Raw genomic sequence first — 15484 nt, forward strand, 5'->3', positions numbered from 1 at the left:
ATTATTTACACGCAGAAATGTTAATAAAGTCCAAGCAGTAGAAAAAGCATTATTTAGCCCATTAAAAAATCCCTTTAACAGGGACAGATATAGTAATCTGCCCCCATTAAAAGGGTTCATGATATTTATTTATTTGTAACGACAATTTCGTCATTTCGCACGTCAATATGGATTGCTTTTACCTCGCCGTTTTCAAGCAGAAGGTCTGTAATTTGATCCTCTACCTTATCTTGAATAACCCGACGTAATGGTCTAGCTCCAAAACGTGCATCATAGCCAAGACGAGCAAGCTCATGCTTTGCTTCATCTGTAATTGTAATAGCTATTTCTGATTCCTCCATCGTTTCTTCAAGCTCATGAAGCATCAAATCGACAATATGAACTAAATGCTCTTCAGAAAGAGAATTAAACTCAATAATCGAGTCAAAACGGTTTAGAAATTCAGGCTTAAAATAAGCACTTAAATTTTCCAATGTTGATACAGATTCATGGGCATCCTTATTAAAGCCTACATTAATTTGTTTCACACCTGTACCAGCATTACTTGTCATAATAATTACCGTATCCTTAAAGCTTACCGTACGACCGTGCGAATCTGTTAAATGCCCATCCTCCATAATTTGTAAGAACATGTTTTGAACATCAGGATGTGCCTTTTCGATTTCATCCAACAATACAATCGCATACGGATTACGCCGAACTCGTTCGGTTAGCTGACCTGCTTCCTCATGACCAACGTATCCTGGAGGTGAGCCAATAATTTTTGATACAGCATGCTTTTCCATATATTCACTCATATCAAGGCGAATAAGTGTATCGCGGGAACCGAATAATTCTTCTGCTAATACCTTTGTTAGCTCTGTTTTCCCTACTCCTGTAGGCCCAACGAATAAAAAAGATCCGATTGGGCGTTTTTTTGACTTTAAACCAGCACGACTGCGACGGATTGCCTTCGCAACTTGTGCGACGGCTTTTTCTTGTCCAATCACTTTTTTGCCAAGGTTTGTTGCAATATGTTTCATTTTTTCCTGTTCATCTGCTTGAAGCTTCGTTACTGGAATTCCGGTTTTTTCTTCAACAATTAATTGGATATCAGAAACATCCACATCAATGACTTGCTCTTCGCCTTTTGCTTTTTCAAGCTGTTTTTGCAACTGAATTTCCTGATAACGTAGGTTCGCCGCTCGTTCATAGTCTTCTTTTTCAGCTGCCGCTTCTTTTTCCTTAATGACTTCCTGAAGACGCTTTTCTAATGAATTCGAGTCTTTTTCAGCGTTTGCCAAATTCAATCTAGAACCGACTTCATCCATTAAATCAATTGCTTTATCTGGAAGAAATCGATCTTGAATATAGCGAGCAGATAACGTAACAAAAGCTTGGATTGCTTCCTCGGAATAACGAACCTCATGAAAGGCTTCGTAACGATCTTTAATTCCATTTAAAATTTGGATTGCTTCTTCTGTTGTTGGTTCTTTTACAATAATTGGTTGGAAGCGACGCTCTAATGCAGCATCCTTTTCAATTTTACGGTATTCCTTTAATGTCGTTGCCCCAATTAATTGCATTTCACCTCGGGCTAAAGCAGGCTTTAAAATGTTTCCAGCATCCATTTGTGAGCTTTCTGCTGTACCTGCGCCAACTAATAAGTGAATTTCATCCACGAACAAGATGACATCCTTACGATTTTGTAACTCTTTAATTAATTGCTTCATTCGTTCTTCAAATTGACCACGAACACCTGTGTTTGCAACAAGTGATGCGACATCAAGCAAATATACTTCTTTATTCGCTAATTTTCCAGGTACGTTTCCTTCAACAATCTTTAAAGCTAATCCTTCAGCAATTGCTGTTTTTCCTACACCTGGCTCACCAATAAGAACAGGGTTGTTTTTATTTCTTCTATTTAATGTTTCAATAACCCGTTTTACTTCGTTGTCACGACCAATAACAGGATCAATCAATCCAGCACGTGCGGCGTGGGTAAGGTTTTTTCCTAGCTGATCTAGCAAGCCATTGCCATTATTTCCACGTTGCTGAGTTCTTGTTCCCATTTTACTTCCTCCTTGACCATTCCCTTGTGCATAATGGTTAGCAAACATATCATTTGCATTGCCACTAAAGAAGGAATCAGAGAAAAAGGAGCCTGGATTCATCATTTTCCCTTGTACCTCTCTAAAGCACCCATTACAAAGATGAAGCTGCATTTTCTCATCGTTCATTTGCATGGTCATGTTAACAGTAGCTTCATTGACACCACATTGTTGACATTTCATCTTTCATTCCTCCTAATGTATATATTATTTAATCTAGTTTGTTTGACTTTGACTATATTTGACCTTATTGATGTAATCTAACACGGATAATAAAACGCAAGCAAATATTTTGCATCTTATTGTTAATCCGTAGAATTGGATTGAAGGATTTGACCATCTTTGACCTTCTGACTTTATTATACTCTGACCTATTTTGACTTTCAAGAGGTTTGTTTTATTTTTTAAGAATTATTTCTAGTACGAGGTTATGATATATATTTGTTTGCAGCGGCGTAACCTTGCTATAGGAATCAAGAGAGATGATGAAAATTATTGGCGTGTGCGCACCTCGCAGCTTGGAGTTAGACGTGACTATTGATAAACCGTTCTCCCGACGAAAGCAATTTTATAATTTCTTAGACAGTCAAAAGCCGCCAGATATCTGACGGCTCGTTTATATCACTGTGATCGTTTTACTTTTTCTTTTTGTCGTAACTCTACTCTTCTAATTTTTCCAGATGTCGTTTTCGGTAGCTCCTCAATAAATTCAATCTCACGAGGGTATTTGTACGGCGCCGTTAGCTCCTTTACATGCTGCTGAAGCTCTTGAATAAATGCGTCGCTTTTTTCATTATACCCTTCCCTTAAGACGACAAATGCTTTTACAATATTACCCCTGATCTCATCTGGACTTGCTACCACTGCACATTCCTGCACAGCAGGGTGTTTGATTAATGCATCCTCCACCTCGAATGGACCAATAGTATAACCAGAGCTAATAATAATGTCATCGCTCCGTCCTTCAAACCAAAAATAGCCATCCGCATCTTTCTTTGCCTGATCGCCTGTTACATAATAAACGCCTCGACGCGACATATGCGTTCGTTCCTCATCCTTATAATATTCGCGAAACAATGCAGGGCTATCTAATTTCACAGCAATATCTCCTACTTCGTTTGTTGCTACTGGGGCGCCAAATTCATCGATAATGTCAACATCATTTCCTGGTGTCGGCTTCCCCATTGATCCAGGTCTCACTTCCATATCCTTCATGATTCCAAGCAATAGCGTATTCTCTGTTTGTCCATAACCATCACGAACGGTAACATCAAAATACGTTCGAAACAAATTAATTACTTCTACATTCAAAGGCTCTCCTGCCGAAACCGCACTATGAAGTGCTGGTAATTGATAGTCAGCAAGATTGTCTACCTTTGCCATTAGCCGATATTCTGTTGGCGTACAGCATAACACATTTATTTCCTCATCCTGAAGTAAGCTTAAATACTTCTTCGGGTCAAATTTCCCGTAATAAACAAAGCCTGTTGCACCTGAGCCAAGTACTGATAAGAAGGGGCTCCAAATCCATTTTTGCCATCCAGGTCCAGCTGTTGCCCACACCTTATCTCCTTCTTCGATACAAAGCCAGTTTTCAGCAGCAGTTTTTAAATGTGCGAACCCCCATCCATGCGTATGTACGACACCTTTAGGATTGCCCGTGGTTCCCGATGTATAAGGTAAAAAAGCAATATCATCCCTTTTCGTATTCGCGCCTGTTAAGTCTTCTGACGCATCTTCCTGTAAACCATCAAGATAGAGCCAACCATCTACTGGCTTACCGACCGAGAACTTTACTAACTGATTATATTCTTCTATTGCTTGATAATTGCTTACATATGGATAATAGCTAACCACTGCTTTTACATCTGCGTGGGATACACGATATTGGAGATCTTTTGTTTTTAACATTTCTGAGCTGGGGATAATAACAATGCCTAGCTTTAAAGCCGCTAAATATACCTCATAAGCTTCAATAAGCCGTGGAATCATAATAAGAATTTTGTCTCCTTGTTTTAAACCACACTCTAAGAAAACGTTTCCAATTTTGTTTACATTTCGCATTAATTCAGCATAAGTTATCTCCTTCGTCAAACCTTCCTCATCCTGCCAAATCAATGCTTTTTGATTTGTTTTCAATGCATGCTTCTCTACTTCCGATACAATGTTATACAACTCTGGAGCAATTAAATCTTCCTTATTCATTCCCCTTCACCCCTTTTGGCATTTATTCTTCAGTATAACAAAAGTTCGGAAAATTTTAAATAAAAATTCTTTAAGCATAAAAAAAGAAGTAGAGACATAACTTATTTTCGTTCGCTCTTACTTCTTCTTTATGATACTTTTTTTATAAACCATATAACGCTTTTGGTACCGTCTCCTTTAATACGAGGTCATCGAGACTTTTAAATTGGTACCCCTGCTTTCGTAAATCTTTTATAATATGCGATAGCGCTTCTGCATTATCTGCTGATACCGCATGTAATAAAACGATGGCTCCAGGATGTACTTGATTCATAATTTGCTCATGTGCATACCGCCAGCCTTTTTGATCATTTACATTCCAATCTTTAAAGGCTAATGACCAAAACACATGAATATAACCTAATTCATTCGACCATTTTAATGTTTGCTCATTAAAAAGACCACGAGGCGGGCGTAAATATTTTAAATCCTTTTGTTCTGTTATCCGTGCAACAGCTGCCTCTAACGTTTCTAATTCCTCTTGAATCGCTTGTTTCGTAATGATTGTAAAATCTGGATGATGATAGGAATGATTGCCGATAATATGACCTTCCTTTACCATCCGCTTTACTAATTCTGGTTCACTTTTCAAATAGTGACCAGTAACAAAGAAAGTTGCTGGCACCTTCTCTTTCTTTAACACATCTAATACCGCTTCCGTATATCCTTCCTCATATCCATTATCAAACGTTAAATAGATGTTTTTTTTACCGGATAAATCAGCATAATAGGCGTTATATTTTTCAAGCATTGCTTGATATTTTCCGATTTCCGGCACCTGATTGTCATTATTTTTTTTATAACCCCAGCCATAGCTACTAGCTTCTATTACATGGAGGTTTCCTATCATTGCAAATAGTAGTGCAAGAACAGTGATTATTTTCCGCATATCATCCCACCTGTATTTTTTTCTTACTTTTTCCGTTTCGTATGAAAATTATTCAATACAGGGGTTTTGTTTCTTTATAGAAAAATTGATCCAATCCAACCAAATAAGAATAACGGAATATTATAGTGCAAAAATGTTGGCACACATGTATCCCAAATATGATGGTGTTTTCCATCTGCATTCAGTCCCGAGGTTGGTCCAAGTGTACTATCAGATGCTGGTGATCCCGCATCCCCTAACGCACCTGCTGTTCCTATTAACAACGCGGTAGCCATTGGCGAGAAGCCCGCCGCAATACAAATAGGAACAAATAAAGCTGCAACAATAGGAATCGTCCCAAAGGAAGAGCCAATTCCGATCGTTACTAATAAGCCAACAAGTAATAAAATAAATGAAATCACTACCTTATTATTTCCAAGCAATCCTGACGATGCTTCTACAAGTGCTGCAACTGCTCCCGTTTCCTTTAAAATATTGCCAAAACCAGAAGCAACGAGCATAACGAACGCAATGGTTCCCATCATCCCAATTCCATCTGCGACGATTTTATCACCATTTTTGAACGGTACAACAATCATGACAAACATTAAAATTAACCCTGTTAGCGCACCCGCAATTAAATTACCTGTCCAAATTTGAACAATAAGCGCTGCAACAATTGCGACTAATGTAAAAGCGTGCTTTTGATTAAAGGTAACCTTTCCAGTACTCTCCACTTGTATCGCTTCTTCCGCTCCTCCAGCTTCAGGAACAGCCTCTCTTCCTTTGCGATACGTAATAAAAACGGCAATCAATAAGCCAACAATCATTGCTCCCCCAGGAATGAGCATCGATAACGATACCTGACCAGCTGTTATGGTAGCACCGTTTTCTTTCATCGAATCCAAAATAATTCCTTGAAATATTAATCCGAAGCCGGCCGGAATCATAATATATGGAGCTTTCAAGCCAAAGGTTAATGCTGTCGCTACTCCGCGACGATCAATGCGCATATCATCAAAAAGCTTTAATAACGGTGGAATTAATATAGGTATAAAAGCAATATGAACCGGTACTAAGTTTTGCGATAAAGAAGCAACACCAGCGATTGCCAAAAGAAGTATTGTCTTCTTTCCAGTTAAAATGCGAATCAAATAATTTACTAATATTAAGGTAATCCCTGTGTAGCTTATCGCTACTGCAAAAGCACCTAATAATATATAGCTAAGCGCAGTATTTGCCTGTCCTCCCATACCTGCAACAAGCATGTCAATGGATTCTACTAAAGATAACCCTGACATTAATCCTGCTATCAACGCAGCTATAATAATTGCTATGATGACATTTACCCGAAGCAAGCTAAGAATTGTCATAACTAAAACGGAAACGATAACTACCCATTCCATGTTTCTTCCCCCTATGATGTGTATTTATAGCGTTACTTTAATACTTTACTATGATAAAGTATTAAAGTAGTTTTTGCAACCCCTTTTTTTAAATATGTATTTCTATTAATGTGGAAAAATGAATTTCTCTTGATTGAGTTGGGGTGGTTCTAGTTCTCGATCGAATTGGGCGGTTATCGCTCGAGTTTGGGTGTTTCTCGCTCGAATTGGGGTAGTTCTCGCTCGAGTTGGGGTAGTTCTCGCTCGAGTTGGGCGGTTGTTGATCGTTTTAGACGCTTTCTTGATCGAGTTGGACTGGTTCTTGATCGTTTTAGGCGCTTTCTTGATCGAATTGGGCCCTTTCTTGATCGTTTCAGGCGCTTTCTTGATCGAGTTGGGTGGTTCTCGCTCGAGTTTGGTTGGCAGCTCGCCCGATAACCGTAAAACGGGTATTCACACATTTCAAGGTGAACACCCGCTTGTTGATTGCTCCGCTATTTGAGTTGAAATGAAAAGGAGATATGATCATGAATTGGAATCCATGCACCAATTCCTTGCTTTGTTACATTTTTTATTTCTAATGATTTTTTCGATCCCTTTAGTTGAATATAGACTTCACCAAAGGTTACTTCTCCCTTCTCACTCAAAGCAGGAGCGTAGGCCGTTAATTGTCCATACTTTTGAACGGGAACATTATAGGCGTTTTCCTTTTTTGTATTTTTTCCAATGATGGTACGATACGAGAGTGGTAATTTTGTCTTTTCCTTCGCCTTCAACAGCATCATTCGTTTTACATCGCTTGGCTTGGAAATTTTATTCGTTAACGCGCCTTTTATTTCCGACTGGCTTTGCTGCACATAGTTTAGCTTTTGAACAGTATCGCCACCAATATTGTTTAGCTCGTTCAAATTAATCTTCTGGTATTCCCAATTTACCGTGGTTTCTGTAGATTTATAATGAAGCGGCCATCTACCTAAAAAGACACTTCCTCGATATCCAAATGAAATGGGGGAAGGCTTTATCGATGTTTCATTGAGCAATTTAATCAGATCTGGATTTTCGATTGGCACCTTTAGCTCATCAATCATGCTCTTCGTAAATTCGCTCGGCTCTACTACTTCCTGATCTTCATTCGCATTGGGAAACGTATTTTCCTTAGAAATCGATAAAACATGACTAGGCATATCAAAGTCATTTTTCTTCTTTTCTTTCGCTTCGCTCGTAGTTGGAGGTAAAAGTAAACAGGTGATAATAAAAGCGATAACTAGGATGTTCCATTTAATTTTCATATCTGTCCATTCCTCTCTTTTTATCCTAGTTTTTTCGACCAGAAAAATATTATACAAAGAAAAAACAGAAAAAATCGCAAAGGCATATTTTCCCTGCGATTTTTTCTACGTATGTGTGAAAAGAAGTTAACGAGATAATTCAATGATTTCTATTTTTTCATCGATTTGAATACTATTTTCGACGGAGCGTACCATGGAGCAATTCTTTCTAGCAACCTCTAAGCTTTTGTGAAGCTTATCTGGATCAAGCTGGTGTCCTTTAATAGTGAAGGTTAAGGCAATCCGTTCGATGCGATTGGCTTCTTCAGGGTTTCGTTCTACCTCAGCACTAACAATCATATCTTCTATTTTCGTTCGTTGCTTTTCCAATATTTTTCGAAATACAGATGCACTACATCCAACAATGGACGATACCATTAATTGAAAGGGGCGAAAACCAAAATCCTCATCGCCAGATATTTCTAGTTCCCCGTATCCTAATTTTATCCGCACTCCATTTTCCTTTAAATAATAGTTCATAACCATCCCTCCATCTTTGTCTATCCTATTTACTATATAACCTCTTTCCATTTCATTATAACGTTTTTCAAGAAAAGTTACTTTCCAATTGACCTCGTTTAGAAAACATCATACATTTAAAGCGTATCTTTTTTTAGTTAGGAGCATCATTATGACATCATCTAGACTACGATTTTCGATTTTAATTAGCCTTGTGACGATTTCAGGATTCTCACAAGGAATGCTACTACCGCTCATTGCAATTATCCTTGAACAAAGTGGTGTTTCTTCATCAGTTAACGGATTACATGCAACCGGACTATACATAGGCGTCTTGCTTGCTTCGCCATTTATGGAAAAGCCATTGCAAAAATATGGATTTAAGCCAATCATTCTTGTCGGCGGTTTGCTTGTCTTCCTTTCTCTATTCTTATTTCCATTGTGGAAATCATTATGGTTTTGGTTTATTTTACGTTTAACGATTGGGATTGGCGACCATATGCTTCATTTCGGAACACAGACATGGGTCACTACTACAGCTAGCAAAGAAAAGCGCGGGAAATACATCTCCCTCTATGGGTTGTTTTTCGCATTAGGCTTTACCCTTGGACCATTAATGACAAGATTGCTTTCCATTAATGAGTCCCTACCTTTTATCGTTTCAGGATTTATTAGTCTGTTTGTTTGGTCCTTCATGTTTCTCGTTCGAAATAAGTGGCCAGATCAAGATATGGATGCAGCAACCAGCTCTTTATCTTCTTGGAACCGGTTTTCTTCCACATTGAAAATCGCTTGGGTAGCGCTACTACCTGCCTTTGGCTATGGTTTCCTAGAAGCTACCTTGCACGGCATTTTTCCGATATATGGTCTGCGTATCGGTCACGATTTTGAAATCATCGCTTTCATTATTCCTTTTTTTGCGCTTGGTAGCATCATCTTACAATTACCATTAGGCATTTTAAGTGATCGCCTTGGCAGACGAAAGGTTTTATTAGGCGTAATTAGTGGAGGAATCATTTGCTTTATCGTCGCAGCATTATATGAACATTCCATTCCGGTATTATTTATTACGTTTGCGCTATCTGGAATGCTCGTAGGCTCTTTGTTCTCCTTAGGAATATCCTATATGACTGATATTCTTCCAAAGGCACTGCTTCCTGCTGGGAATCTTTTATGTGGTATTTTCTTTAGTCTTGGAAGTATTTTAGGTCCTTATATAAGTGGAATCATCATTGAATGGTTTCCAGGCCTGTCCTTCTTCTATATTATCGTTATCATGTTAGTGATCCTTCTCGGAGTCATTTTCGTTAAACGAGAGCCTACAACAAGCGAATTAGCAATTAATTGATATAAACATAAAAATGGATGGAGTAAAATCACAAAGTCGAGAGGTGATTGAATGAAAATAAAAATCGGAATACCAAAGGTGGATAATAAAAAACATATAAAGCTACTTGAGAATGGTTGGAATCCATTAAAAGAGCCTAAAAGTGTAGGAAGAGCTATTCTCTTATCCATTCCATTAATGATTTTCAATGCATTCATTACTGTTGGTGTGATCGAGATTTTCTCGTCTATTTCATTGAAGGAGTTTGGTATTGATCCAACTTCAGATTCGCTATCCATATCAATCAATTTAGTTGGGATTGTTTCGCTGTTTTTACTTATCGTTATACACGAACTTCTTCATTTAGTGTTTATCCCTAATTTTATTGAATCTAAAAAAACATTTATTGGGTTTACTTTATTTGGTGGCTACGTTCTAACAGAAGAAGTGATGTCAAGGTCAAGATATCTATTAATTACAATATCTCCTTTTGTTATAATTTCAATTTTCCTACCAATCCTATTTAGTCTGTTAGGAATCTTAACACCTGCTTTTAAAATCATAATATTAGTTAATGCGATGGCTTCTTCAGTCGATATACTTAATCTTATTCTTTTATTCGTGCAGGTACCAAAAGGAGCAAAATTGATTAGTAATGGAAGCAAGACCTATTGGAAAGAGGAGATTAACCATCAACAGTAGAAATAATATCTCAATAAAACGTGAAACAGCAATCCATGAGAGTTCTTCTCCCCCATTGATTGCTGTTTTATTTTAAATCTATAAAAACCGACTATATCGTGCTTCCAATCGATCCTGAACCATTGAAATAATAATACATATCGGCCAATAGATGAAAGCAACCATAATATACATCGTCATCGAGTCTAATGTCCTACCTGCGACAATTTGGGACTTCTGAAACAATTCGGGAACGGTAATAATTGCAGCTAAAGAGGTTCCTTTAACAACACTCATAAATACATTTGTAAGTGGAGGAATCGCAATTCGAGTAGCTTGTGGCAATACGATTCTTCTTAACGTATACCATTTCCCCATATTAAGCGCCTTTGCTGCTTCCCATTGACCTTTGTCAACACTATTTAAAGAAGCACGATTGATTTCGGCGATAAACGCAGCACTATTTAAGCCAAATCCAAGTGAAGCAGCAACGATAGCTGACATCTCTATTCCGATTACAGGTAACCCATAATATAAAAGAAACAAAAACACAATTAAGGGTGTACCTCTCATAAACGAAATATAGATCCGTGCAGGCCAACGAAACAAAAGATTCGATGCACCTCTGGCTAGTGCTAAAAACAATCCGAGAATAAGGCCTATTCCCATACCTGCAAAAGAGATTCCTAGTGTTAATGGAACACCTTCCAGCAAAAACGGTAAATTCTCCCAAGCCACTTTAAAATCAAATAAATACGTTAACTGTACTTGATCAATCTCCCACATGATCCATCACCATTCTATTCAATACCTTCGACTTCAATAATAGAAGCTTCCGGCTTTTTCGATACATCCTTCCCTCCGAAAAATTCCTCGGATAACTCCGTAAGTGTACCATCCTGTTTCATTTCATTAATTACCGTATTTACTTTTTCTAATAAGACAGTAGCCTCTTTCTTCATTGCAACATTGTTCGTTGTTGGATGAAACTTGAGATCTGGATGAATTTCAATATTAAAGTCAGGAAAGGATCCGATCGCAAGACTTTGCAAATAATAATCATTAATAATGACATCTGTTCTTTCATTATGTACATCCCGCAAATAAGCATCATTTGTTACATTCCCATATGCTATAACCTCGGCACCAAATTTACGAGCAATTTCACTATATACAGTCGTTGCTGCTCCACCAGCCTTTTTGCCTTTTAAATCTTCTAGCTTTTCGATTCCTGAATGATCTCCTTTTCGCACAATCATTGTAGAATACGAGTACTTAACTGGTTCACTAAATGCAAATTTCTTTTTGCTTTCCTCGCGCGGGCCAATTTGAATAATATCTACTTTCCCTGTATGAAGTGCGGCAAGCATTCCATCAAATGCCATTGTCTCAAACTTAATATCCACTCCAAGTCTTTTTGCAATTTCACGAAACACCTCAACATTATAACCAGTAAGTTCATCATTATCTTCTGGGTAATAAGATGCAGGATAAAGTGTTCCTGGCGTAGCAGCAACAATCTCTCCTTTTGCCTTGATGTTCTCCCAAATTTTATCTTCTGTTTCCCCTGTTTTTTCTTCTTTTCCTGCTGACGATGTACCACAAGCAGTGATTAGTAGCATACTAAAAGCCATTATAATCAAGAACATTGCTCGTTTCATCTCGAACACCCCTTTGTTGTTATATATGAATCACAAAATAGATTGTAACAGTTAATGACTAATTTTTCAAAATTTTATCCTTCTGTTCCACCAAAAAATGATAGCTGTATTACTCAATTTATTAAACACAGATTCTTTTTCGGAATTTCAACTTGACATTATGTACCCATGTGATAATATATAATATATATTAGATTATAATAATTATAAATTATAAACAATATGATTATAGTAGAAACTACTTAAAGTGTTGATTTAATAACGAAATGTAAATGATTATTATTCTCAATTAGGTTGGAGGAATTGAAAATGAGCATGAATACAGAGGCATTAGCTAAACAAAAAGCACCCGATTCAAAAGAAAAGAGTGTTGCTTCTATTTTTGAAAAAATAAAACCACATATTGAATTAATTGCTGCCTTAACAAGTGGAGTAATTATATTAATCACCTGGTTACTAACGGATCAGCTATCCCATTCGGTTTGGGTTACCCTTCACCTCATGGCATTTGCTATCGGTGGGTTTGCAAAGGCAAAGGAAGGGATAACGGAAACAATAGCAAATAAAGAATTAAATGTAGAAATGCTAATGATTTTCGCTGCTATTGGCTCCGCTATTATCGGATACTGGACAGAGGGTGCGATTCTTATTTTCATCTTTGCACTTTCAGGTGCATTAGAAACGTACACAATGAATAAAAGTAATAAGGAAATTTCCGCATTAATGAATCTTCAGCCTGAAGAAGCAATGCTAATTCGAAACGGGAAAGAACAACTCGTTTCTGTCTCAGAACTCGTAGTCGGGGACAAAATCCTCGTTCGAGCTGGAGAACGTATTCCTGCTGACGGCGTGATTGTAAAAGGAGCGACTTCCATTGATGAAAGTGCTATTACAGGTGAATCAATTCCCGTATCAAAAGCAAATACACAAGATGTATATGCCGGAACCGTAGCGCTTGATGGAACAATCACTATTGAAATATCAAAACCAGCTAGTGAAACACTTTTCCAAAAAATAATTCAAATGGTTCAGTCTGCCCAAGAGGAAAAGCCTCCTTCTCAATTATTCATTGAGAAATTTGAAGGTGTGTATGTAAAGGCTGTACTCGTTGTTGTTGTCGTGATGATGTTTATTCCTACGATTGCGTTTGGCTGGACAGTAGAGGAAAGCATTTATCGTGCAATGATTTTATTAGTTGTTGCTTCTCCTTGTGCACTTGTCGCTTCCATTATGCCTGCGACTTTGTCAGCCATTTCTAACAGTGCCAAAAACGGGGTTTTATTTAAAGGTGGCGTTCATTTAGAGAATCTAAGCCATGTAAAAGCAATTGCCTTTGATAAAACAGGAACATTAACAAATGGAACGCCAATTGTAACTGATACTTTCTTTAAAGAAGGAATTGATCAAGAGGAAGTAATTGCCGCTGTGGCTGCAATCGAAAAGGAATCGACTCATCCGCTCGCCCAAGCGATTACATCGTTCGGAAAAGCGCAATTAGAACGTTACCCGATAATAATAGATACAATGAAAACAGTGAGTGGTAATGGCGTTGTTGCTACAATTAATGAGCAAAAATGGGAAATTGGCAAGGCTGACTTTGTTGGAGCCGACTTAGCTGAAAAGTTCCAAGATGGAATAATTCAAAGACTCGCCCAAGAAGGAAAAACGATTGTATGTGCGAAAACGAATGAAGAAATTGTTGCTGTCTTCGCCTTGAAAGATACCATTAGAGAGGTTGCCAAAAAAGCAATTAAAGCGTTAAAACAACAAGGCGTGCATACTGTCATGCTAACAGGAGATAACGAACTAACCGCCAAAGCGATTGCAGAGGAAGCTGGGCTAGATGATTATATTGCAAATTGCCTCCCAGAAGAAAAGGTGAACCATGTAAAACAGCTTAAAAACACCTTTAAAAATGTTGCCATGGTAGGAGACGGAATTAATGATGCACCTGCCCTTGCTACTGCTAATTTAGGCATCGCAATGGGAGAAGGAACAGATGTGGCACTAGAAACCGCGGACGTCGTTTTAATGAAGAATGATTTAAGTAGAATTACCAATACGATGAAGCTATCCAGTCGTATGAATCGCATTATAAAGCAAAATATCTTCTTTTCATTAGCAGTCATTGCCTTTTTAATTACATCTAACTTCTTCCAAATTATTGATTTACCTGGTGGAGTTATTGGCCATGAAGGAAGTACAATTCTTGTTATTCTTAATGGTTTACGACTCTTAAAGTAAGCGTGTTATATGAGTGAACTTGATAAAAACGAGGTTTTACAAAAGAAGCACTCCCCAAATGTTTTACAATGGTAGTTAGTCCAAACTAGCCAAAAAGATTGAAGGAGTGCTTCTTATAATTTTTTTGTGAGAACCTAGCCTGTTTATTTAGCATCAACCGTCCAACTAATATTTCAGCGATAGACATGCGAGCTATTATGAAGCAATGACAAAGACCCGATTAAGGGCCCTTCAGTTATGTTCTTTAAAGGTTGAGGAGTTGCCCACAAAAAGCGAAGTGTATCGCCTGAAACGCAGATCACACCACCTTCTTCTAACTCTATTATTTTACCCTAAAGTATTTATTTTGTAGAATCGCGTTTATGATGCCGCCGATAATAATAATTAAAGCAGAAAGATAAAACCAAACCATCAAAATAATAACGGCACCTAAGCTACCATATGTAGCTGAATAATTTCCGATCGTATTTACGTAGTAAGAAAACACAAGTGAAGCAAGCTGCCAGCTAAACGTGGCAAATAAAGCGCCCCAAAAGGCATCTCCTATATGAATTTTCTTATTAGGAGCTAGTCGATACAGGGAAAGAAATACGATAAAGAACACGACAGAAGAAATGACCCAACGCAATGTCTCCCAAACATGAAGGAAGTCACTAGACAATCCAAAAAAAGAAAAAACATAAACCCCAAGCATTCTTCCTAATACAGGAAGTAATATTGCAATCACAATGATGGCGATCATCGCAATGGTTAGTACGATAGCAATGAGTCTCGATACAAGAAAGGAGCGATCCTCTTCTACTTCATACGCTCGATTAAATGCCCGCATAATTGCATTAACACCATTAGATGCAGACCAAAGGGTTCCAATAATCCCAATCGATAATAGGCCGCTATTTTTCTGATTCAATAAAAAGCTAATATTTGAATTGATTAAATTCATGGTTTCTTCCGGTGCAAAGGTTGCAAGCATGTCCATTAAAGCATTTTCATCAATTGGTAAATAGCCAACCAAGGTCAGGATAAATAATAATAAAGGGAATAAGGATAATAAAAAAAAGTAGGCAAGCTGTGCCGAAAGTCCAAAAACATCGTCTACCATTATTCGCCTTATTAACAGCTTACCAAACCGCATGACCTTTTCCATACTATCACTCCCCTAATTGCATAGTATGTTCTAGCATAGCGGAAAGATTC

The 15484-nt window shown here is 37.7% G+C and carries 12 protein-coding genes; 3 read left to right on the top strand and 9 right to left on the bottom strand.

Annotation, left to right across the window (positions count from 1 at the left end):
• Positions 1-125 precede the first annotated feature (125 nt).
• The 6 genes from SPK86_RS14385 to SPK86_RS14410 all read right to left on the bottom strand — a co-directional run bounded on the left by SPK86_RS14385 (position 126) and on the right by SPK86_RS14410 (position 8395).
• Positions 126-2273, bottom strand: coding sequence for an ATP-dependent Clp protease ATP-binding subunit (locus tag SPK86_RS14385; protein WP_284141557.1), 2148 nt, complete (start codon positions 2271-2273; stop codon positions 126-128).
• A gap of 438 nt (positions 2274-2711) precedes the next feature.
• Positions 2712-4295 carry an acyl-CoA synthetase MbcS gene (gene mbcS / locus SPK86_RS14390; RefSeq protein WP_330949683.1) on the bottom strand — a complete coding sequence of 528 codons (1584 nt, stop codon included), beginning with the start codon at positions 4293-4295 and terminating at the stop codon, positions 2712-2714.
• Positions 4296-4437: 142 nt separating this feature from the next.
• A complete protein-coding gene (gene pdaA / locus SPK86_RS14395) occupies positions 4438-5223 on the bottom strand; it encodes a delta-lactam-biosynthetic de-N-acetylase (RefSeq protein WP_330949684.1) in 786 nt (261 codons plus the stop codon).
• A gap of 74 nt (positions 5224-5297) precedes the next feature.
• Positions 5298-6608, bottom strand: coding sequence for a Na+/H+ antiporter family protein (locus tag SPK86_RS14400; RefSeq protein WP_284141554.1), 1311 nt, complete (start codon positions 6606-6608; stop codon positions 5298-5300).
• 473 nt (positions 6609-7081) lie between these two features.
• Positions 7082-7876, bottom strand: coding sequence for a YfkD famly protein (locus SPK86_RS14405; RefSeq protein ID WP_284141553.1), 795 nt, complete (start codon positions 7874-7876; stop codon positions 7082-7084).
• Between the two features lie 126 nt (positions 7877-8002).
• Entirely contained in the window at positions 8003-8395 is a 393-nt protein-coding gene (locus SPK86_RS14410) for an OsmC family protein (RefSeq protein ID WP_284141552.1), read from the bottom strand.
• Positions 8396-8546: 151 nt separating this feature from the next.
• Between SPK86_RS14410 and SPK86_RS14415 the strand changes: the two genes are divergently transcribed.
• Entirely contained in the window at positions 8547-9722 is a 1176-nt protein-coding gene (locus tag SPK86_RS14415) for an MFS transporter (protein ID WP_330949685.1), read from the top strand.
• 51 nt (positions 9723-9773) lie between these two features.
• Positions 9774-10403 carry a DUF3267 domain-containing protein gene (locus tag SPK86_RS14420; RefSeq protein WP_284141550.1) on the top strand — a complete coding sequence of 210 codons (630 nt, stop codon included), beginning with the start codon at positions 9774-9776 and terminating at the stop codon, positions 10401-10403.
• A 78-nt stretch (positions 10404-10481) separates the two neighbouring features.
• On the opposite strand, the gene SPK86_RS14425 is transcribed toward SPK86_RS14420, so the two are convergent.
• Both SPK86_RS14425 and SPK86_RS14430 read right to left on the bottom strand, forming a co-directional pair.
• A complete protein-coding gene (locus SPK86_RS14425; protein WP_284141549.1) occupies positions 10482-11168 on the bottom strand; it encodes an amino acid ABC transporter permease in 687 nt (228 codons plus the stop codon).
• 14 nt (positions 11169-11182) lie between these two features.
• Positions 11183-12043 (bottom strand): transporter substrate-binding domain-containing protein, encoded by an 861-nt coding sequence (locus SPK86_RS14430; RefSeq protein ID WP_330949686.1) that lies wholly within the window; start codon positions 12041-12043, stop codon positions 11183-11185.
• Positions 12044-12352: 309 nt separating this feature from the next.
• On the opposite strand from SPK86_RS14430, the gene SPK86_RS14435 reads away from it, so the two are divergent.
• Positions 12353-14287 (top strand): heavy metal translocating P-type ATPase, encoded by a 1935-nt coding sequence (locus tag SPK86_RS14435; protein ID WP_443089790.1) that lies wholly within the window; start codon positions 12353-12355, stop codon positions 14285-14287.
• A gap of 322 nt (positions 14288-14609) precedes the next feature.
• Here SPK86_RS14435 and SPK86_RS14440 read toward each other — a convergent pair whose 3' ends face one another.
• Entirely contained in the window at positions 14610-15434 is an 825-nt protein-coding gene (locus SPK86_RS14440) for a YihY/virulence factor BrkB family protein (protein ID WP_284141547.1), read from the bottom strand.
• Positions 15435-15484 lie beyond the last annotated feature (50 nt).

The sequence above is a fragment of the Virgibacillus sp. MG-45 genome (assembly GCF_036409425.1).
GTDB lineage: Bacteria > Bacillota > Bacilli > Bacillales > Amphibacillaceae > LDC-1.

Excerpts from the sequence above, each read along its gene's own strand:
- SPK86_RS14440 (WP_284141547.1), bottom strand. The coding sequence starts at position 15,434 with ATGGAAAAGGTCATGCGGTTTGGTAAGCTGTTAATAAGGCGAATAATG.
- SPK86_RS14430 (WP_330949686.1), bottom strand. The coding sequence starts at position 12,043 with ATGAAACGAGCAATGTTCTTGATTATAATGGCTTTTAGTATGCTACTA.
- SPK86_RS14415 (WP_330949685.1), top strand. The coding sequence starts at position 8,547 with ATGACATCATCTAGACTACGATTTTCGATTTTAATTAGCCTTGTGACG.
- pdaA (WP_330949684.1), bottom strand. The coding sequence starts at position 5,223 with ATGCGGAAAATAATCACTGTTCTTGCACTACTATTTGCAATGATAGGA.
- mbcS (WP_330949683.1), bottom strand. The coding sequence starts at position 4,295 with ATGAATAAGGAAGATTTAATTGCTCCAGAGTTGTATAACATTGTATCG.
- SPK86_RS14435 (WP_443089790.1), top strand. The coding sequence starts at position 12,353 with ATGAGCATGAATACAGAGGCATTAGCTAAACAAAAAGCACCCGATTCA.
- SPK86_RS14385 (WP_284141557.1), bottom strand. The coding sequence starts at position 2,273 with ATGAAATGTCAACAATGTGGTGTCAATGAAGCTACTGTTAACATGACC.
- SPK86_RS14425 (WP_284141549.1), bottom strand. The coding sequence starts at position 11,168 with ATGTGGGAGATTGATCAAGTACAGTTAACGTATTTATTTGATTTTAAA.
- SPK86_RS14410 (WP_284141552.1), bottom strand. The coding sequence starts at position 8,395 with ATGAACTATTATTTAAAGGAAAATGGAGTGCGGATAAAATTAGGATAC.
- SPK86_RS14400 (WP_284141554.1), bottom strand. The coding sequence starts at position 6,608 with ATGGAATGGGTAGTTATCGTTTCCGTTTTAGTTATGACAATTCTTAGC.
- SPK86_RS14420 (WP_284141550.1), top strand. The coding sequence starts at position 9,774 with ATGAAAATAAAAATCGGAATACCAAAGGTGGATAATAAAAAACATATA.
- SPK86_RS14405 (WP_284141553.1), bottom strand. The coding sequence starts at position 7,876 with ATGAAAATTAAATGGAACATCCTAGTTATCGCTTTTATTATCACCTGT.